The sequence below is a fragment of the Micromonospora sp. CNZ285 genome (assembly GCF_004637285.1).
In genome coordinates, this window is sequence record NZ_SPQD01000001.1 from 4,948,733 (window position 1) to 4,968,396 (window position 19,664).

Below are 19,664 nucleotides of genomic sequence, written 5' to 3' on the forward strand. Positions count from 1 at the left end.
GAGTACGCGGCCGTCGGTGCCGGTCGAGGGTCAGCGGGCCATGATCAGTGCCATCGCCTCGGCCCGCGACTTCGCGTCGTTCTGCAGGCCGCCGCGCACGGCGGACGTGATGGTCTTCGCGCCGGACTTCTGGATACCGCGCATCGCCATGCACATGTGCTCGCACTCCAGCACCACGATCACGCCGCGCGGGGCGAGGCTGGACATCAGCAGGTCGGCGATCTGCGAGGTGAGCCGCTCCTGCACCTGCGGCCGGCGGGCGAACACCTCGACCAGCCGGGCCAGCTTCGACAGGCCGGTGATCCGGCCGTCCGGGCCGGGGATGTAGCCGATGTGCGCGCTGCCCCGGAACGGCAGCAGGTGGTGCTCGCAGAGGCTCATCACGTCGATGTCCCGGACGAGCACCAGTTCCTCGTGGTTGGCCTCGAACGTGGTGCGGAGCACCTGGGCCGGATCGACGCGCAGGCCGGCGAAGAGTTCGGCGTACGCGCGGGCCACCCGGGCCGGCGTCTGCTGAAGGCCGTCGCGGTCCGGGTCCTCGCCGACAGCGATGAGGATCTCGCGGACCGCCTTCTCGATCCGGGCGAGGTCGACGCTGTCCTCCACCGGGCCACCGGTGAGCTTGCCGCTGATCAGGCGTGCGGCCACGTAGTCGAGCGCGTCGTCCCCGTCGGGCTCGGTCGCGGAGACGGCCGACTCCCTGTGGTGGGAGCCGGCCGTCGTCGGATCGCTGTTCAGTGCGTACCGTCCGAGTTGTTGCTGGAACCACCGATCGAGGCGGCGGCGTCGGCGCGGGCCTGCGCGGCCAGCGCCTCCTTCTCGGCTGGCGTGAGCACCGGCGGCTCGGTGGAGGGCTGACGCTTGCCGAAGCCGTGGTACGGCGCCATCGGCGGGCGCTTGACCACGCGCGCGCAGATCCGGGCCATGTCGGCGGTGGAGAGCGTCTCCTTCTCCATCAGCTCCAGGACCATGTTGTCCAGGACGTCCCGGTATTCCACCAGGATCTCCCAGGCCTCGTCGTGGGCCAGCTCGATCAGCGCACGCATCTCGCCGTCGATCTCGGCGGCCACCGCGTCGGAGTAGTCCCGCTCGTGGCCCATGTTGCGGCCGAGGAACGGCTCGTCGCCGCTGGTGCCGTACTTGATCGCACCGAGCTTGGAGCTCATGCCGTACTGCGTGATCATCGCGCGGGCCAGCTGCGTGGCCTTCTCGATGTCGTTGCCGGCGCCGGTGGTCGGCTCGTGGAAGACCAGTTCCTCGGCCGCCCGGCCACCCAGCGCGTACGCCAGGGTGTCGATCATCTCGGCCCGGGTCTGGGTGTACTTGTCCTCCGTGGGGAGCACGAGCGTGTGACCCAGCGAGCGACCCCGGGACAGGATGGTCACCTTGTGCACCGGCGCGGCGTGCGGCAGCGCCCAGGCGACCAGCGCGTGCCCACCCTCGTGGTACGCGGTGATCTTCTTCTCCTGGTCGCTCATCACCCGGGTCCGGCGCTGCGGGCCGGCGATCACCCGGTCGATCGACTCCTCCAGGGAGTCGTTGGTGATCGCCCGCTGCTCCTTACGAGCGGTGAGCAGCGCGGCCTCGTTGATCACGTTGGCCAGGTCGGCGCCGCTGAAGCCCGGGGTACGCCGGGCGACCGCGTCGAGGTCGACGTCGGGCGTGAACGGCTTGCCCTTGGCGTGCACCCGCAGGATGGCCTTGCGGCCCTCCATGTCGGGGGCGTCGACCGGGATCTGCCGATCGAACCGGCCCGGGCGCAGCAGCGCCGGGTCGAGGATGTCCGGCCGGTTGGTGGCGGCGATCAGGATGACCCCGCCCTTGGTGTCGAAGCCGTCCATCTCGACAAGCAGCTGGTTGAGCGTCTGCTCCCGCTCGTCGTGACCGCCGCCCATGCCGGCGCCACGGTGGCGGCCGACAGCGTCGATCTCGTCGACGAAGACGATCGCCGGGGCGTTCGACTTGGCCTGCTCGAACAGGTCGCGGACGCGGCTGGCGCCGACACCGACGAACATCTCGACGAAGTCGGAGCCGGAGATGGAGTAAAAGGGCACCCCGGCCTCGCCGGCGACCGCGCGGGCCAGCAGCGTCTTACCGGTACCGGGCGGGCCGAACAGCAGCACGCCCTTCGGGATCTTGGCGCCCAGGGCTTGGTATTTCGCCGGGTTCTGCAGGAAGTCCTTGATCTCGTGCAGTTCCTCGACGGCCTCGTCCGCACCCGCGACATCAGCGAAGGTGGTCTTCGGCGTGTCCTTGGTGATCATCTTCGCCTTGGACTTGCCGAAGTTGAGCACCCGGGAGCCGCCGCCCTGCATCTGCGACATGAAGAACAGCAGCAGGAGCACGAGCAGCGCGATGGGAAGCAGGTTGACCAGCAGGCTGACCCAGATGCTGTCCGACGACACCTTGGTGTCGACCGGGCCGGTGATGCGGTCCGCCGCCTCGGCCTCGCGTACCTGGTTCCAGACCTGGCCGCCGACCTCGTACGGGAACTGCGCCTCGATCTTGTCAGTGGTGGTGTCGCCGTCGAACTTGGCCTTGTCCTTCAGGTCGAGCTGGAGCGTCTGCTCCTTGTCCTGGAAGACGACCTTCTCGATGCCACCCTTGTTGAGCTGGTCGAGCGCGACGGACGTGTCCACCCGGTGGTAGCTGGGACCAGCGGTGAACAGTTGACTGAGCACAACGGCGCCGAGGATGACCAGGATGATCCAGACCACCGGTCGGCGGAAGAAACGCGTACGTTCCATGCTGTAGTCGGGTGCCGAGGCGCCCGCATCCTCCTGATCGACGTCCTGACCGTCTGAATGGTGTCGCCGCCTTGAGCGGCGGCCGGGGCCGCCGTGCGGGCCGGCCCGACCCCCGGGGCACGCAAACTGCCGCACCACGGTCATTCGACGGTACACCGTGCGCGCGAGGAGTGAGCTTGCGAGCCCCGCAGTCGCGCACATTCGGAACCTCGGCGCGCGCGACAAGTGAGCTTGCGAGCCCGGCACTTACGCGTAGGGCGAACCCGGGTTTGAGCCGGCGTGGCGGGGAGCTCCCACCCGGCCCGCCCACACCGCACGGTCACGCGGTTCGAGGGGCCGGGCGTGGAGGGTGCCTCCACGTCACCGGCTCCTACCGTAGACCGGAAGACTGAGAGCCCGCTGAATGTCAGCTGACGAAGGGCTCGGCAAAGCCTCAGGCCCGGGCGTACACCTCGGGCTTGAGCACCCCGACGTAGGGCACCTCGCGGTACCGCTCGCCGAAGTCGAGCCCGTAGCCCACGACGAACTCGGTGGGGATGTCGAACCCGACGTACTTGACCGGGACCTGCACCTTGACCGCGTCCGGCTTGCGGAACAGCGCGACCACCTCGACGCTCGCCGCGGAGCGCGACTCCAGGTAGCGCAGCAGCCAGGACAGCGTCAGACCGGAGTCGACGATGTCCTCGACGACCACCACGTGGCGGCCGGCGATGTCCCGGTCCAGATCCTTGAGGATGCGAACCACGCCGGACGAGGTGGTGCCCTGGCCGTAGGACGAGACGGCCATGAACTCCAGCTCGGCGGGCGGGCCCTGGCGGCCCAGCGCGCGGGCGAAGTCGGCCATGAACATGACCGCTCCCTTGAGCACACACACGAGCAGCAGGCCGTCCTCGACGTGGGCGTAGTCCGCCGAGACCTGCTTGGCCAGCTCCGCGGTCTTGTCGCGGATCTGCGCCTCCGAGATGATCACGTGGTCGATGTCGGCGTCGTACCAGGAGCCGTCAGCCATGCTCCTAGCCTGCCGTACGCCCCCGCGCCGCCGTCGGCGGGGCCGCCCCTTTTGGCGCGGTCCCGCCGGGGATTTTCGGCGCGAACTGAATAAATCACCTCAGCAGGTACGGGAGCGCCAGCGCTGCCCGTCGTCGCTCGGCTTCCAGTCGGCCGAGTCGCGGGTGTCGGCGGTGAACCCGAGGGCGCTGGCGCCGACGAGGAGGAGCAGGAAGAGCAGGAGCAGCAGAACGGTCATGGCGGCGCTCGCTTTCGCATGGTTGAGACTGTTTTCGCCGCCGGTGCGCACCGGACACCATTGATTCTGCGGGCCACCGACCGATCCGGACAGTGGCAGGAATGTCATCAGGCATCGATTTCCTGCCACCTGTCGGGTTACCCTCGTCACATGCTCCGCTCGGTCGCCGTCATCGCCATGGACCAGGTCGCCGCGTTCGAACTCGGCGTGCTCGCCGAGGTCTTCGGCACCGACCGCACCGCCGACGACTTCCCCGGATACCGGTTCGACGTCTGCACCGCCGACGGCGGCCCTGTCCGTAGCCGCTCCGGGTTCCTGCTCACCCCCACCGCCGACCTGGGCGCGGTCGAGGACGCCGACCTGGTGGCGGTGCCCGCGCACGCCGACGGCACCCCGGTACCCGAACCGGTGCTCACCGCGCTGCGCCGCGCCGCCGACCGGGGCGCCTGGCTGCTCAGCGTCTGCGCCGGCGCGTTCGTCCTCGGCGAGGCGGGCGTACTCGACGGGCGCGACTGCACCACCCACTGGCGGTACACCGACGAACTCCAGCGGCGCTTCCCGGCCGCCCGGGTCCAGTGCGACTCGCTCTACGTGCAGGACGACCGGCTGCTCACCAGCGCCGGCACCGCCGCCGGCATCGACGCCTGCCTGCATCTGGTACGCCAGGAGCACGGCTCGGCGGTGGCGACCCGGCTGGCCCGCCGGATGGTGGTGCCGCCGCACCGCGACGGCGGCCAGTCGCAGTACGTCGAGGCACCGATCCCCAAGGCACCGGAGGCGCCCACGCTGGAACCGGTGCTGGAGTGGCTGATGGGACACCTGCGCCGGCAGGTGACAGTGGACGAGCTTGCGGCACGCGCTGGGATGGCGCCCCGGACTTTCGCTCGCCGGTTCCGCGCCGAGACCGGCACCACCCCGCACGACTGGGTGACCAACCAGCGGGTGCTGCTGGCTCGGCACCTGCTGGAGGACACCTCGCTGAGCGTGGAGGGCGTGGCCGAGCAGGCCGGCTTCGGCGACGCGGCGGCGCTGCGGCACCACTTCACCCGCCGCGTGGGCACCACCCCGCTGGCCTACCGCACCACCTTCCGAGACCGCCAGACCACCTGACCCACCCCACGTCGCCACCCCCGCTTCGTCGATCATGAAGTTGACCGCGCTTTCCGCCCCCGTTTTCTCCCCGTCAACTTCATGATCGACGCCCCTGGCCGACCCCCGGAAGCGGTGATCAAGGAGTTTGCGGGCTGGGGAGGGCCGGAACGTGACCAAAAGTCCTTGATCAACCGGGCCGGGGGCGGGCAAGGGCGGGGCGGCCGCGCTGTCAGGGCAGGAGGTGGCCTGCCTGGCGGCGTACCTGGTGGTTGCCGGGTAGGTGCACCGGGCCCTGTCCGTGCCAGGCCGTGACCAGGGCGTCCAGCGCCACCACGTGACTGTGTGACAGGGCGGCCGGTGTCGCGCCCAGCTCGCGGGCCCAGGCGTGCAGCACCCGGGTACGGACGGCGGCCGGCAACCCGGCGAGCCCGGCGACGGACAGCCCACCGTCAGCGGTCCGGACGTCTGCGAGCGCGGTGTCGGCGAGCGCGTCGAGCGCGGCGTTGTCGGCGGCGAGCAGCCCGGCGGTACGGGCCAGGTTCGCCACCACCCCCGGCCCCAGCGCGTCGACGAGTGCGGGCAGCGCGTCGGACCGGACCCGGGCCCGGGCGTACGCGGGGTCGGCGTTGTGCGGGTCCGCCCACGGGTCGAGCCCGAGCGCGGCGCAGGCGGCCCGGGTGTCGGTGCGCGAAACGTCGAGCAGCGGGCGCAACAGGGGTACCCCGTCGACGTCGCGCCGCTCCGGCATGCCGGACAGCCCGCGCGGTCCGGCGCCCCGGGCCAGCGCCAGCAGGACGGTCTCGGCCTGGTCGTCGCGCGTGTGCCCGAGCAGCACCCCGGCCGCGTCGTAGCGGCGGGCGGCGGCGATCAGTGCCTCGTACCGGGCCTCGCGGGCAGCCGCCTCGGGTCCGCCGGGCCGGCCGTCCACGCGTACCGGAAGCACGTCGACCGGGTCGAGCCCGGCGGCGCGGGCCCAGCCGGCGACCGCCTCGGCCCGTTCCGCGGACCCGGCTTGCAGGCCGTGGTCGACTGTCACCAGGCCGGCCTGCCGTCCGAGCCGGGGGGCCACGAACGCGGTGGCGGCGGCGAGCGCGAGCGAGTCGGCGCCGCCGGAGCAGGCCACCAGCACCGGGCCGGTGCCGGGCAGACCGGTCAGCATCCGGCGGACGGCGAGCCGCACGGCGGCGACGACGGGAGCGGGCGACGGCGAGCGACGCGACCGAGCGCCGGAATCAGTCCACCCCGCGGAAGAAGCCGGACCGACCGGATCGGCCGGACCAGCCGAACCGGCCGGATCAGACGACGGGCGGGGTGGCACCGGCGGGACCGTGTACGCGGGACACCCAGGCGTCCGGGTCGCCCAGCTCGTCGAGGCGGGGCAGCGTCAGCGGGGACGAGAAGATCTTGTTGAAGCCCTGCATCCCCACCCGGTCGACGACGCCGTGCACGAACTTGCGGCCCTCGGCGTACTGGCGCATCTTGACCTCGATACCGAGCAGCCGCCGGATCGCCTTCTCCAGCGGGTTGCCGGACTCGCGGCGCCGGTTGAACGCCGCCCGGATCGACTCGACGCTGGGGATGACCTGCGGACCGACGCCGTCCATCACGAACTCGGCGTGGCCCTCCAGCAGCGTCATCAGCGCGGTCAGCCGGTCCAGTACGGCGCGCTGCGCCGGGGTCTGCACGATGTCCAGCACGCTGGCCCGGCTCTCCGGGTCCTTGACCGCGTCGGAGAGCGTCGCCACGCCGCGACGGAGCCGTTCCAGCAGGTGCTCGCCGCCCTGGGAGGCGTCCACGAACGCCTGCACCTCGCCGAGGAAGTACGCGCGCATCCACGGCACGGCGGTGAACTGGGTGCGGTGGGTGACCTCGTGCAGGCACACCCAGAGCCGGAAGTCGCGCGAGTCGGCGCCGAGCTTCCGCTCGACCTCGAGGATGTTCGGCGCCACCAGCAGCAGTTGGCCGGGGTCGCCGGCGAAGACCTCGTACTGGCCGAGCACGCGGCCGGAGAGGTACGCCAGCACGGTGCCGGCCTGCACACCTGTCACCCGGGAGCCGATCGCCTCGGTGAGCGCGCCCGGCCGCTTGTCGCCGGAGAGGCGCTCGACCAGCGGGGAGACGACCTCACGCAGCCCGGCGATGTTCGCCGCCGCCCAGTCCCGGCGGTCGACCACGCGTACCGGCGGGTGCGCGACCTGCGCACGCAGGCCGGTGTAGTCGGCGACGTGACCGGCCGCCTCGTCGGTCAGCCGGCGCAGGTCGCCGACCACGTCGGTGGCCGCGGCGTACGACACCCGGGGGCCCGACTTGCTCAGCGCCCCCGCTGTCGCGGCGGCCAGATCCCAGTCCACGAACTGCGCCATGAACCCACCGTACCCGCGCCCGAACACCCCCACCCGGGCTCGCGCCAGCCGATCGACGCCCGTCGGTCAGCGGCAGCCGCACCCGGCCAGCGCGGAGCTGATCCGGTCCAGCGCCGCCCGGGTCTCGTCCAGCGAGCCCTGGGTCCGGTCGGTGAGCACGGCGAACGTGAGCAGCCGGCCGTCGGCGGTGGTCACCGTGCCGGCGATCGCGTTGACGCCGCTCAGCGTGCCGGTCTTGGCCCGGACGACGCCCGCTCCGGCGCGGGTCGCCGCCGCCCGGTAGCGCTCGTCGAGCGTGCCGGACCAGCCGCCGACCGGCAGTCCGCCGAAGATCGCTGCCAGTTCGGGGTGGCTGCCGTTGCCGGCGAGCGTGATCAGGTCGGTGAGCAGCGAGGGGCTGATCCGGTTGGTGCGGGACAGCCCGCTGCCGTCGGCCAGGCTGATCTCGCCGGCGGGCAGACCCAGCTCGCCGAGCACCTGGTCGGTGGCGGCCGCGCCGCCGACGAACGAGCCGGGCTTGCCCTTGGCGAGCGCCACCTGGCGGGCCATCGCCTCGGCGATCACGTTGTCGCTGTCGCTGATCATGATGTCGACCAGCCGGATCATCGGCAGGGACTCGACAGTGCCCAGCTCGGCGCCGGGGGCCGTACCCGTGGCGCCGGACGCGGCCGGCGCGGTGCCCCGGCTCACCTGGGCGGCGCCGCCGGTCAGGCCGAGCAGCTTGGCGAACTGCCGGCCGGCGGTCAGGTCGGGCTGCGGCACCCGCTCGGCGGCGTGGTTGGTCTCCTCGGCGGTGCGCCGTGCCTCCGCCGCGTTCTTCCGGGCGCCGTCGGTCATCAGCGCGGTGATCGCCGCGCCGAAGCCGCCGGTGGGGATGTCGGCGTCCCAGCCGGGCTCGAAGACCGGGCCGCTGAACAGCGACGAGTCGACGATCACCTTGGTCGGCGCGGTGCCGCCGAGCGCGTCGCGCACCTGGGCGGCGAGGTCGTCCAGCCGGGCCGCGCCGGGGTAGAAGCCGTTCTTGTCCACGGCGAGCGTGGGGTCGCCGCCGCCAACCAGGACCACCTCGCCCGGGTTGGCGCCGGCCACGGCCCGGGTCGGGATCCGGTAGGCCGGGCCGCGCGCCGCGAGCACCGCCACGCCGGTCGCCAGCTTGGTCACCGAGGCGGGCACGGTGGGCGTGTCCTGGCCGCTGCCGTAGAGCGCCTGGCCGGTGCTCACGTCGGCCACCGACACGTGCACCCGGTCGCCGAGCGCGGCGGCGCGGACCAGCGGGTCGAGGGCGGTGCGGATGCCGGCCTCGGTGGGCAGCGGGGCGTTGCCGTCCGGCCCGGCCAGCACGGCCGGTGGCGTGGGCTCGGGCGGCGCGGCGACCGCCGTACCCGTGTTGTCGTCGTCGCCCAGCCACCCGGCGACCGGGCCGGGGCGCAGCACCGCGAGCCCGGCCACCGCCAAAGCCAGCACGAGCACGCAGGCGAGCGCCGCGACGAGCCGCAGGCGGCGTCGCGGCCGGCCCGGGGGCGGCCCGGAGGGCACGGGCGGCGCGGCGCCGATCGGCGGGACCGGCGGGCTGACCGGGATCGGGTCCGGCGCGCCGGGCCAGCTCACCGGCGCTGTCGGGTCCTGCGGCGGGCCGACGCGGGCCGAGCCGCTCGCCGGACCGGAGGCGTGGGGCGGTGGGGCGGAGCCGTGGTGCGGCGGGCCGACGCGGGCGGACCCGGTGGCCGGCGAGGGACGATGAGGCACGTTCGCCCCCGGGACGGACACCCGTCCGGTGGCCCCGCCGGAACCGGAACCGGCGGACCCGCGTCCGTCAACCCTCTCGGGGCGGTAGTGTGAATCTTCCCTCCCCACGGCCCCCTCCTCCCCGCTCGAAATCGCCTTGGGCGACACTACTTCGGTCCGAACACTATGCGGCGGCCGGAGCCGACGGGGGGCGTTCACCCCGCGCCGGGGGTGAGCCGCTGGTTGCCGTTAGCCAGCGTGGGCAAACGAGGGAGCGTGGAAGATGGATTTCGACGTCACGGTTGAGATCCCCAAGGGTCACCGGAACAAGTACGAGGTAGACCACGCGACCGGCCGCATCCGGCTGGACCGCACCCTCTTCACCTCCACGCAGTACCCGGCCGACTACGGGTTCATCGAGGGCACCCTGGGCGAGGACGGCGACCCGCTGGACGCGCTGGTGCTGGTGCCGGAGCCGACGTTCCCGGGCTGCCTGATCCGCTGCCGCACCATCGGCATGTTCCGGATGACGGACGAGAAGGGCGGCGACGACAAGGTCCTCTGCGTGCCCTACGAGGACCCGCGTCAGGAGCACCTGCGCGACATCCACCACCTGGGCGAGTTCGACCGGCTGGAGATCCAGCACTTCTTCGAGGTCTACAAGGACCTGGAGCCGGGCAAGTCGGTCGAGGGCGCGACCTGGGTGGGCCGGGTCGAGGCCGAGGCGGAGATCGCCGCGTCGTACCGGCGCGCCAAGGAGGCCGAGGAGCGCGGCGAGACGCTGCACTGACACTCACGCTTGGCGGAGGCCCGGGTCGCGCGTCGCGACCCGGGCCTCCGCGTGTTCAGGCGAGCAGGTCGCGGGCCCGGTCGTAGAGGTCGAGCACCGCGCAGGCCACCGGCACGACCGCGACCACGAGCGCGGTGTCGGTCAGGTCGGCCAGCCGGCCGAGGTACGGGGAGACCGGGCGCCGGGCGTACGTGGCCCCGGCGGTGACCGCCGTCAGCGCCAGGACCAGCCCGCCCACAGTCAGCGCGAGCCGCGCGCCCGGACCGGCCCGCTCCGCCAGCACCACGCCGAGCAGGGCGAACCCGGCCAGCCCGGCGACGATCGCGGGCACCCGGTGCCGTACCGCCACGAACAGCCGGGAGCGCAGCAGCAGCACCCCGCAGGCGACGGCGGCGAGCAGCAGCCCGGCGGTCCGGCCGACGGCGACGAGCACCGCGACCGCGCCCACGGCGAGCACCGCGTGGCCGAGCAGCATCCCGGTGAGCACCTCCTCGGCGCGCGCCACCGCCGCGTGTACCCGGCCCCGGTCCGGCAGGTCCCGGGTACCGGCCGGGCTGGGCAGGGTGAGCGGCGGCAGCGGCAGCTTGCCGACCCGGATCGCCAGCAGCGGCAGCCCGCCGAGCGCGAACACCAGCACGGCGAGCAGGACGGCGGCGGTGGCGTCCGGGTCGAGCAGCAGCCCGCCGAGCGCTGCCGCCACGCCCGCCAGGCCGACGGTCACCCCGGCCACGAAGACGCGGGACCGGCTGGCCACGCCGAGCAGGCCGAGCACCGCCACCAGCAGCAGCGCCACCGAGCCGACCAGCAGTTCCGGGGCGCCCACCCAGCGCAGGCCGGGGATCGGGCCGACCGGATCGCCGGAGGCGACAGCGAGCGCACCGGCCACCGCGGCCCAGGGCAACGCGTACCCGCCGAGCGTGGCGCCGACCGGGCCGTCGCCGTACGCCCGGGACGCCGCGGTGGCGGTGAGCACCAGGATCAGGGCGACCGCCGCGGCGACCGGCCAGCCGCGCGCGCCCGGACCGGCCGCGACCACGGCGACCAGGCCGACGGCCAGGGGTACGGCGGCACCGGCGAGCGCGGCGGCCCGGGTGGCCCGGCCGGACCAGGCGGCGCCCCGGCGCCGGGCGCCGTCCACGATGGCCTCGACCACGTCGTCGTATTCCAGCTCGGGCCACTGCGCCCGGGCCGGTACCAGGTGCAGCACCTCGCCGTCGCGCACTCCTTGCGGCAGCAGCGCCTGGGCGGTGGCGAGCACCGCCCCGTCGGTCCGGCGCAGCACCCACCCGCCGTGCCGTTCCCCGTCGTCGGCCAGCCCCTCACCGGCGTGCCGGAGCACCTCGGGCAGCAGCTCGGCCAGGGGTACCTGCTCCGGAAGGGCCACGTCGACCCGCCGCCTGGGCGCGCTGATCGTGACCCGGGCGAGCCCGCTTGTCATCGAGGCATCTCCATATCGAGCGGAGGGAGTGGGCTGACGGACGAGAGGACTTTACCTACGATGAGCCAGGCTCGGGTTACCCAGAGCCACTTCCGGGGAGGGTGAGTGTCCACTGTCGTCATCAAGCGGCCGCCACGCCGCCCGGCACCGGAGATCCCGGTCGGTGAGCTGCCCGTCGAGGCGCCGCCGGAGATCCCCGCCGCCGCCGGTGGGCGCTGGCAGCAGGCGCTGATGGTGCTGCCGATGCTCGGCGGGACGGTGGCCATGGCGATGATGTTCGGCCGCGGCGGCGGCGCCTACTCGTACGTGGTGGGCGGCATGTTCGGCCTCTCCTCGCTGGCGATGCTGGTAACCACCTGGGGCAGCGCCGGGCCGAAGAAGTCCGAGCTGATGGCCGCCCGCCGGGAGTACCTGCGTCACCTGGCCACGCTCCGGCGCCGGGTGCGGGAGACCGCCGGCGCGCAGCGGGCCGGGCTGTCCTACCGCCATCCCGAGCCGGCGCGGCTCTGGTCGACTGTCGACAGTCACCGGGTCTGGGAGCGCCGGCCGGGCGACCCGGACTTCGCCGTGGTCCGGGTCGGTGTGGGCCCGCAGACGCTCGCCACCCCGCTGGTCCCGCCGATTACCCGTCCGTTGGAGGAGCTGGAGCCGATGACGGCCGGGGCGCTGCGGCGCTTCCTGGACGCGTACTCGGTGGTGCCGGACCTGCCGGTGGCGCTGTCGCTGCGCAGTTTCGCCCGGGTCTTCGTGCGCGGCCCGGCCGGCCCGGTACGCGGCGCCGGCTCGCCCGCCGCGCAGGCGCTGGCCCGGGCGGTGCTCACCCAGCTCGCCGTCTTCCACGCGCCGGACGAGCTGCTGATCGCGGTCTGCGCCGGGCCGGAACGCCGCAACGCCTGGGAGTGGGTGAAGTGGCTGCCGCACGCCCACCATCCGGCCCGCACCGACGCGCTGGGCCCGGTGCGGCTGGTCACCAGCTCCGCCGCCGATCTGGAACGGCTGCTCGACGACGTACTCGGCGCCCGGTCCCGGTTCAGCCCGCACGGCACCGCCACCGACGGGCCGCACGTCGTGGTGGTGCTCGACGGCGGCGACCTGACCGGCGCGACCGACCTGGCCGGTGACGGCGGCATCGACGCGGTCACCGTGCTCGACCTGGACACTCCGCCGCCCCGGCTGCTCGACCGGTACGCGCTCCTGCTCGACCTGGTCGACGGCCGGCTGCACTCGCACTCCGCGGAGGGGCATGCCGAGGTGGGCGCCGCCGACGCGCTGGCGCCCGCCGACGCGGAGGCGGTGGCCCGGCGGCTCGCGCCGCTGCGGCTGGCCGGCACGGTACGCGGACCGGACGCGCCGCCCGGCGCCGAGCTGGGCCTGCCCGAGCTGCTGGGTCTCGGTGACCCGGAGAGCTTCACCGCCGAGCAGGGCTGGGCGCCCCGGGCCGCGCGGGACCGGCTGCGGGTGCCGATCGGGGTGGGCGCCGACGGCGGGGCGATCGACCTCGACCTGAAGGAGTCGGCGCAGGACGGCATGGGCCCGCACGGCCTGCTGATCGGCGCGACCGGCTCGGGCAAGTCGGAGCTGCTGCGCACGCTCGTGCTCGGGCTGGCCGCCACGCACAGCTCGGAGCAGCTCAACTTCGTGCTCGTCGACTTCAAGGGCGGTGCCACGTTCGCGCCGTTCGAGCGGCTGCCGCACACCGCCGCCGTGATCACCAACCTGGCCGACGCGCTCCCGCTCGTGGACCGGATGGTGGACGCGATAAACGGGGAGCTGATGCGCCGGCAGGAGCTGCTGCGCCGGGCCGGCAACTTCGCGAGCGTGCGCGACTACGAGCGTGCCCGGGCGGCCGGTTCGCCGCTGGCCCCGCTGCCGTCGCTGCTGCTGATCTGCGACGAGTTCTCCGAGCTGCTGTCCGCCAAGCCCGACTTCATCGACCTGTTCGTGCAGATCGGCCGGCTGGGCCGGTCGCTGGGTGTACACCTGCTGCTGGCGAGCCAGCGGCTTGAGGAGGGGCGGCTGCGCGGGCTGGACACGCACCTGTCGTACCGGATCGGGTTGCGGACGTTCTCGGCGCTGGAGTCCCGGACGGTGCTGGGCGTGCCGGACGCGCACGAGCTGCCGCGCAGCCCGGGGCACGGTTACCTGCGCTCGGGCACCGACCCGCTGGTCCGGTTCAAGGCCGCGTACGTCTCGGGCGCGGTCCGCCGGCGCGGCGGGGCGGCGGGCGCGTCCGGCGCCGGTGAGGCACGGGTGCTCGCGTTCTCCACCCACCTGGTCCCGGTGCCCGAGCCGCCCGCGCCCGTCGCACCGCCCGCCGAGGACGACAGCGGCGAGACGCTGCTGGACCTGCTCGTGGACCGGCTGGCCGGGCAGGGCCCGCCCGCGCACCAGGTGTGGCTGCCGCCGCTGGACGCCTCGCCCGCCCTGGACGAGCTGCTCGGCCCGGTCGGCGCCGACCCGGTACGCGGGATCATGGTGGCGAATCCGGAGCTGCACGGGGCGCTCCAGGTGCCGGTGGCGGTGGTGGACAAGCCGTTCGAGCAGCGGCGCGACCTGCTCTGGCTGGCGCTGGACGGCGCGGCCGGGCACGTCGCGGTGGTCGGCACCACCCGCAGTGGGCGGTCCAGTCTGCTGCGCACCCTGGTCTGCGCGCTCGCGCTCACCCACACCCCGGCCGAGGTGCAGGTCTACTGCCTCGACTTCGGCAGCGGGACGCTCGGCACGCTGCGCGACCTGCCGCACGTGGGGGGTGTCAGCGGGCGGACCGACGGCACGGCGGTGCGCCGTACCGTCGGCGAGGTCGCCGGTCTGCTGGCCGAGCGGGAGCGGCGTTTCGCCGAGGCCGGTGTGGAGTCGATGACCGCGTGGCGACGGCGGCGGGCGGCGGGCGCGCCGGACCCGTTCGGGGACGTGTTCCTGGTGGTGGACGGCTGGAACACGCTGCGCGGCGAGTACGAGGATCTGGAACCCCTGGTCACCGAGCTCGCCACCCGGGGCCTGGCGTACGGGGTGCACGTGGTGGCGAGCGCGCTGCGCTGGTCGGACTTCCGCCCGGCGATCCGCGACCTGTTCGGCTCCCGGCTGGAGTTGCGTCTCGGCGACCCGGCCGACTCGGTGGTGGTCAAGCGCGCGCTGGCGGCCACCGTGCCGGAGGAGCGGCCGGGGCGCGGCATCACGGCGGGCGGCCTGCACTTCCTCACCGCCGAACCCCGCGTCGAGGCGCTCGGCGCGGAGACCGCCGACCTGGTCAAGGCGGTCGCCGGCGCGTGGAGCGGCCCGCCCGCGCCCCGGGTGCGGCTGCTCCCGCCGGTGCTGCCGTACGCCGAGCTGGACCAGAACGCGACGAGCGGGCTGGCGTTCCCGATCGGCGTGGCCGAGGCGGACCTGTCCCAGGTGGTGCTGGACTTCGCCACCGAGCCGAACTTCGTGGTCTTCGGCGACGCCGAGTGCGGCAAGTCGTCGTTCCTGCGCGCGCTCGCCACCTCGATCGTCAACCGGTTCACCCCGGAGCAGGCCCGGGTGATGCTTGTGGACTACCGGCGCAGCCTGATGGGCGTGATCGAGACCCCGCACCTGATCGGGTACGGCACTGCCGCGCCGCACACCGCCGAGCTGATCGAGTCGGCCGCCGGCTATCTCCAGGGGCGGCAGCCGGGGCCGGAGGTGACCCCGGCGCAGTTGCGCAGCCGGTCATGGTGGAAGGGGCCGGAGCTGTTCGTGCTCGTGGACGACTACGACCTGGTGGCGGGCGGGCCGACGAACCCGTTGCGGGCGCTGGAGGACCACCTGCCGCACGCGCGGGACGTCGGGCTGCACCTGGTGCTGGCGCGGCGGACCGGCGGTGCCGGGCGGACCGCGTACGAGCCGATCGTGCAGCGGCTGCGCGAGCTGTCCACGGCCGGGCTGGTGATGTCGGGCGGTCCGGAGGAGGGCACGCTCGTCGGCCAGGTGAAGGCCGGGCCGCTGCCGCCGGGCCGGGCGCGTCTGGTCACCCGCCGGGAGGGGGTGCGCCTGGTGCAGTTGGCGTATCTCCCGCCCGGGTGATCAGGCTGGCCGAGTTGCCCCGTGACGGCCGGGGCAACCGGTAATCTCCGTGCAGCATGTGTCTGACGCGACCGAACGGCTGGGGAATGTGACAGGGGATCGGCAGGGACTGCCCGGTGGGCCGCCCCGGCGTCTCGCCGGACGCGCGCTGCTCGCCGCCGCCTCGGCACTGGTCACCGTGGCCGGTCCGCTGGCACCGCCGGCACACGCCGCGCCCGCCGCCTCGGCCGCCGTGGCGCGGCCCTGGTTGGCCCCCGACCGTCCGCTGCGCACCGACCAGGTACGCGACGAGCAGTGGCAGCTGGAGGAGCTGCGGGCGAAGACCGCGTGGCGCACGTCGACCGGGCGCGGAGTGGTGGTCGCGGTGATCGACTCCGGTGTGGACGGCTCCCACCCCGACCTGGCCGGTCAGGTGCTGCCCGGCCTGGATCTGGTGACGCCGGACGGCTCGGACGGCCCGGACCCGGTGGGGCACGGCACCACGGTGGCGGGGCTGATCGCCGGGCGGTCCGACGACGACCGGGGCGTGGCGGGGCTCGCGCCGGACGCCAAGATCCTCCCGGTCCGGGTCCTCGATGCCGAGAACCGCTACGACGACGCGCTGATCATCGCCAAGGCGGTGCGCTGGGCGGTCGACAACGGCGCCCAGGTGGTCAACCTGTCGCTCGGCGGCAGCAGCGACAACCCGGCCCTGGCCGCGGCGCTCGACTACGCGTTCGCCCGGGACGTGGTGGTGGTCGCCTGCACCGGCAATCTGGCCACCTCGACGACCACAGACGTCTGGTACCCGGCCCGGGAACCGGGCGTGCTCGCGGTCACCGGGCTGGAGCGGACCAGCGAGAACCTCTGGTCCGGCTCGATCACGGGTCACGAAACGGTCCTCAGCGCCCCGGCCACCGGGCTCTACGGCGCCCGCCCGGAGGGCTACTGGCGGGTGCAGGGGACGAGCTTCGCCGCGCCGCTCGTCGCCGCGACGGCGGCGCTGGTCCGCTCGCGATACCCGAAGATGTCGGCCGGGGACGTGGTCAACCGGCTGATCAGCACCGCCCGGGATCTGGGCCCGACCGGGCGGGACGACCGGTTCGGCTACGGCCTGGTCGACCCGGTGGCCGCGCTCACCGGCGACGTGCCGTCGGTGGTCCACAACCCGCTCGACGACAACGCCTCCCCCGGCGTGGTGGGCTTCGGGCCGGCACCAGGCGACGGGCCGGACACCCGGGCCGCCGCGGCGGGCCGCGGCGGCGACCCGCTCGGGCGTACGGCGGAGGGCTGGACCGCCCGGCCGGCCGGGCAGACGGACGTCTCCGCCCCGGAGCGGCTCTGGACCGGCCTGGCTCTGTTCGTCGCGCTCGTCACCGGTACCGCGCTGATGGTTCGCCGGTTCCGGCAGACCCGTCGCTGAACCGGTCTGACCCTGCCCTCCGGGGGGTAGGGGAATGCGCATGGACACCACCGGGGCGACGGTCACGCGCCGGTCGTGGCGGCACCGCCGCCTCGACCGCGATCACTCGCTGGGGCTGCGGCTCACCCTGACGGTGGTCGCGGCGTTCCTGGTGCTGGTGCCGTTCGCCCTGATCGCGCTGCTGGTGCTCGGCGCCTGGCCGCCCCTGCTGCGGTGGGACGCCTCCATCACCGACGCGTTTCACGGGTACGCGCAGGACCATCCCGCCTGGGTCGCGGTGATGACGGTCTGGACGCACGTGTTCGGGCCCGGCCCGCTGCGGGTGGCAGCGGTCGTGGTGGTGGTCTGGCTGGTCCGGCGCGGCGCGCCCCGGCTCGCGGTCTGGGTGGTGGTCACCATGGTCGCCGGCGGGCTGCTCGGCGCGCTTCTCAAGCTGCTCGTCGGCCGGGACCGGCCGGATCTGCTCGACCCGGTGGCCCGGGCCGCCGGCTACTCCTTCCCGTCCGGCCACGCGCTCAACGCCACGCTCGCGGCGGGTGTGCTGCTGCTGGTGTTCCTGCCGTTCGTGCGGGACAGCCGCCCGGGCCGGATCGCGCTGTGGACCGCCGCCCTGCTGGTGACGGTGGTGACCGGGCTCAGCCGGATCGCGCTCGGCGTGCACTGGACCAGCGACGTGGTGGGCGGCTGGGTGCTCGGGACCGCCGTGGTGGCCGCCACAGCGGCGGCGTTCGCCACCTGGCGCAGCGGGTCCGGGCGGCCGTCCGCGCGTCCGCTGCGCGAGGGGGTCGAGCCGGAGCTGGCCGACCAGCGGCCGGAGGGCGGCCGGGCGTAGCCGGGCGCGCATCCGGGTACAGGCGAGCCCATGCCCGATGTCGTGATCCGAGTCACCCGGCGTGTCCTGCTGCCGCTGGCCCTGCTCTTCGCGCTGATGGTGGGCCTGGGCCTGCTGGTGACCCGGGTACTGGCACGCACCTGGCCGTTCACCGTGGAGGACACCGTCAACCGGGAGCTGGCCGGCGACCGGACGCCGGGGTGGAACGACGTCTCGCTGGTGTTCAGCACGCTCGCCAGCACCCAGATGATCGTCGTGGTCACCGTGCTGGCGGCGCTGGTGCTGCGGCTGGTGCTGCACCGCTGGCGGGAGCCGCTGTTCCTGTGCGCGGCGGTGACCGCGCAGGCGCTGATCTTCCTGTTCACCACGATGGTCATCGACCGGAACCGCCCGGCCGTGGCGCACATGGACGCCTCGCCGCCCACGTCCAGCTTCCCGTCCGGGCACACCTCGGCGGCGACAGCGCTCTACGTCGGTCTCGCGGTGCTGCTGGCGCTGCGGGCGCGCAGCACCCCGGCCAAGGTCGGCTGGTGGACGCTGCTGGTGTTGGTACCGATCGGCGTGGCGCTCACCCGGATGTACCGGGGTATGCACCACCCCAGCGACGTGGTCGCCTCGTTCCTCAACGGCGGCGTCTGCGTGGCGATCATGGCCCGGGCGGTCCTCGACCGCACGCTCACCTGGGGTCGCGCCCATCTGCCGCTGTCCCGCACCGGTGACGAGGCGACACCGGCGGGAGCACCGGCGGGCGGCTGAGCGCCGCCGGCCGGCTCAGGTGCAGTCGCCGGTGTCCACTCCCCGGGTACGCTCCGCGCCCGCCAGCGCCACCGGACGCGCCTCGGCGGCGGTCACCGCGAAGCCGGTGTTCGGGTCGTCCGCCGCCGCCGCGAAGATCACGCCGAGCACCAGACCGTTCGAGGAGACCAGCGGGCCGCCGGAGTTGCCGCTGCGCACCAGCGCCCGGATGGTGTAGATCTCCCGGTTGACGTCACCGGCCGAGTAGATGTCCGGGCCGGTGATCCGGTCGACGTCGCGGATCCGGGCCGGGCGGGCGTCGTACGGGCCGTCGAGCGGGAAGCCGAGCACGATCGCGTCGGCGCCGGTGGCGGCCGGTCCGGCGGCGAAGCGCAGCGACGGCCCGGGCAGCCCGGGTACGTAGAGCACCGCCAGATCCCGGTCCGGGTCGTAGACGACGACCTCGCCGTCGTACCGCTCGCCGCGCAACTCCACAGCCACGGAGCGGGTGCCGGCCACCACGTGCGCGTTGGTCATCACCCGGTCGTCGGCGTACACGAAACCGGAGCCCTCGATGCGGCGCGAGCAGCTCGGCGCGGAGCCGAGCACCTTCACCACCGACCGCCTGCTGTTCTGTACCACCTGGGAGTTGGCCAGCGCCGGGTCGGGCGGTGCGACCTGCCGGGCCCGGGTCGGCGCGAGGTCGCCGAACACGTCCGGGAAGCCGTTGGTGTCGACCGTGTCGCGCAGCGCTGTGGACAAGTCCTGCGCCTTGTCCGGCAGCACCTGGTCGACGACGGTGAGCAGCGCGCTGTTGCGGACCGAGGAGGCCAGCCACGGCACCGAGGAGGAGCCGAGCGGCACGGCGACCAGCCACGCCACGAGCATGACCGCGATGACCGAGATGAACGCGCCGCCGACGTCGTCGATCTTCCGGCCGGCCGGGCCGGTGATGGCGGCCCGCAGGTTCGAGCCGAGCCAGCCGGCCAGCGCCTGCCCCAGCACCGCGAGCCCGAAGATCGCCACCAGGGAGATCAGCACGCGTGTGCCGCTCGCCGCGAACTGCTGCGCGATCAGCGGCCCGACCTGGAGGCCGAGCAGCGCTCCGAGGAAGAAGCCGGAGAACGACAGGGCCCCGATGACGAAACCCTGGCGGTATCCGCTGATCGCGAACACGAGCATGAGCAGGAGAAGGACGAGATCCACGGCGGACACGCCCCAAGGGTACGGGCCCGGGGCCCGTGCTCGGC

General features: G+C 73.9%; 15 protein-coding genes. 6 read left to right on the forward strand and 9 right to left on the reverse strand.

Annotation, left to right across the window (positions count from 1 at the left end; genetic code table 11):
* Positions 1-30: 30 nt before the first annotated feature.
* The 4 genes from folE to CLT75_RS32745 all read right to left on the reverse strand — a co-directional run bounded on the left by folE (position 31) and on the right by CLT75_RS32745 (position 3,993).
* Positions 31-648 (reverse strand): GTP cyclohydrolase I FolE, encoded by a 618-nt coding sequence (folE, locus tag CLT75_RS22585; RefSeq protein WP_013288986.1) that lies wholly within the window; start codon positions 646-648, stop codon positions 31-33.
* Between the two features lie 86 nt (positions 649-734).
* Entirely contained in the window at positions 735-2,747 is a 2,013-nt protein-coding gene (gene ftsH / locus CLT75_RS22590; protein WP_135242355.1) for an ATP-dependent zinc metalloprotease FtsH, read from the reverse strand.
* 433 nt (positions 2,748-3,180) lie between these two features.
* A complete protein-coding gene (gene hpt / locus CLT75_RS22595) occupies positions 3,181-3,756 on the reverse strand; it encodes a hypoxanthine phosphoribosyltransferase (protein ID WP_013288988.1) in 576 nt (191 codons plus the stop codon).
* Positions 3,757-3,855: 99 nt separating this feature from the next.
* On the reverse strand, positions 3,856-3,993 hold the full coding sequence (locus CLT75_RS32745; protein WP_167796943.1) for a hypothetical protein: 138 nt from the start codon (positions 3,991-3,993) through the stop codon (positions 3,856-3,858).
* 150 nt (positions 3,994-4,143) lie between these two features.
* On the opposite strand from CLT75_RS32745, the gene CLT75_RS22600 reads away from it, so the two are divergent.
* Positions 4,144-5,103: a helix-turn-helix domain-containing protein gene (locus CLT75_RS22600; RefSeq protein ID WP_135242356.1), complete on the forward strand. Its 960-nt coding sequence runs from the start codon at positions 4,144-4,146 to the stop codon at positions 5,101-5,103.
* A gap of 211 nt (positions 5,104-5,314) precedes the next feature.
* Here the strand turns inward: CLT75_RS22600 and tilS are convergent, their stop codons facing one another.
* The 3 genes from tilS to dacB all read right to left on the reverse strand — a co-directional run bounded on the left by tilS (position 5,315) and on the right by dacB (position 8,984).
* Positions 5,315-6,244 carry a tRNA lysidine(34) synthetase TilS gene (gene tilS, locus CLT75_RS22605; RefSeq protein WP_209310480.1) on the reverse strand — a complete coding sequence of 310 codons (930 nt, stop codon included), beginning with the start codon at positions 6,242-6,244 and terminating at the stop codon, positions 5,315-5,317.
* A gap of 136 nt (positions 6,245-6,380) precedes the next feature.
* Positions 6,381-7,448 (reverse strand): zinc-dependent metalloprotease, encoded by a 1,068-nt coding sequence (locus tag CLT75_RS22610; RefSeq protein ID WP_135242358.1) that lies wholly within the window; start codon positions 7,446-7,448, stop codon positions 6,381-6,383.
* A 66-nt stretch (positions 7,449-7,514) separates the two neighbouring features.
* Positions 7,515-8,984, reverse strand: a complete 1,470-nt coding sequence (gene dacB / locus CLT75_RS22615) for a D-alanyl-D-alanine carboxypeptidase/D-alanyl-D-alanine endopeptidase (RefSeq protein ID WP_209310481.1) — start codon at positions 8,982-8,984, stop codon at positions 7,515-7,517.
* A 472-nt stretch (positions 8,985-9,456) separates the two neighbouring features.
* On the opposite strand from dacB, the gene CLT75_RS22620 reads away from it, so the two are divergent.
* Positions 9,457-9,963 carry an inorganic diphosphatase gene (locus tag CLT75_RS22620; protein ID WP_013288994.1) on the forward strand — a complete coding sequence of 169 codons (507 nt, stop codon included), beginning with the start codon at positions 9,457-9,459 and terminating at the stop codon, positions 9,961-9,963.
* A 55-nt stretch (positions 9,964-10,018) separates the two neighbouring features.
* On the opposite strand, the gene eccD is transcribed toward CLT75_RS22620, so the two are convergent.
* Positions 10,019-11,401 carry a type VII secretion integral membrane protein EccD gene (gene eccD, locus CLT75_RS22625; protein WP_135242360.1) on the reverse strand — a complete coding sequence of 461 codons (1,383 nt, stop codon included), beginning with the start codon at positions 11,399-11,401 and terminating at the stop codon, positions 10,019-10,021.
* Between the two features lie 105 nt (positions 11,402-11,506).
* Between eccD and eccCa the strand changes: the two genes are divergently transcribed.
* The 4 genes from eccCa (at position 11,507) to CLT75_RS22645 (ending at position 18,435) form a co-directional block, all read left to right on the forward strand.
* Positions 11,507-15,445, forward strand: a complete 3,939-nt coding sequence (gene eccCa, locus CLT75_RS22630) for a type VII secretion protein EccCa (RefSeq protein ID WP_135242361.1) — start codon at positions 11,507-11,509, stop codon at positions 15,443-15,445.
* Between the two features lie 109 nt (positions 15,446-15,554).
* Positions 15,555-16,847 (forward strand): type VII secretion-associated serine protease mycosin, encoded by a 1,293-nt coding sequence (gene mycP, locus CLT75_RS22635; RefSeq protein ID WP_135244097.1) that lies wholly within the window; start codon positions 15,555-15,557, stop codon positions 16,845-16,847.
* Positions 16,848-16,887: 40 nt separating this feature from the next.
* Positions 16,888-17,679 (forward strand): phosphatase PAP2 family protein, encoded by a 792-nt coding sequence (locus CLT75_RS22640; RefSeq protein WP_135242362.1) that lies wholly within the window; start codon positions 16,888-16,890, stop codon positions 17,677-17,679.
* A 30-nt stretch (positions 17,680-17,709) separates the two neighbouring features.
* Positions 17,710-18,435 carry a phosphatase PAP2 family protein gene (locus CLT75_RS22645; protein ID WP_135242363.1) on the forward strand — a complete coding sequence of 242 codons (726 nt, stop codon included), beginning with the start codon at positions 17,710-17,712 and terminating at the stop codon, positions 18,433-18,435.
* Between the two features lie 15 nt (positions 18,436-18,450).
* On the opposite strand, the gene CLT75_RS22650 is transcribed toward CLT75_RS22645, so the two are convergent.
* Positions 18,451-19,629, reverse strand: coding sequence for a MarP family serine protease (locus CLT75_RS22650; protein ID WP_135242364.1), 1,179 nt, complete (start codon positions 19,627-19,629; stop codon positions 18,451-18,453).
* Between the last annotated feature and the right edge of the window lie 35 nt (positions 19,630-19,664).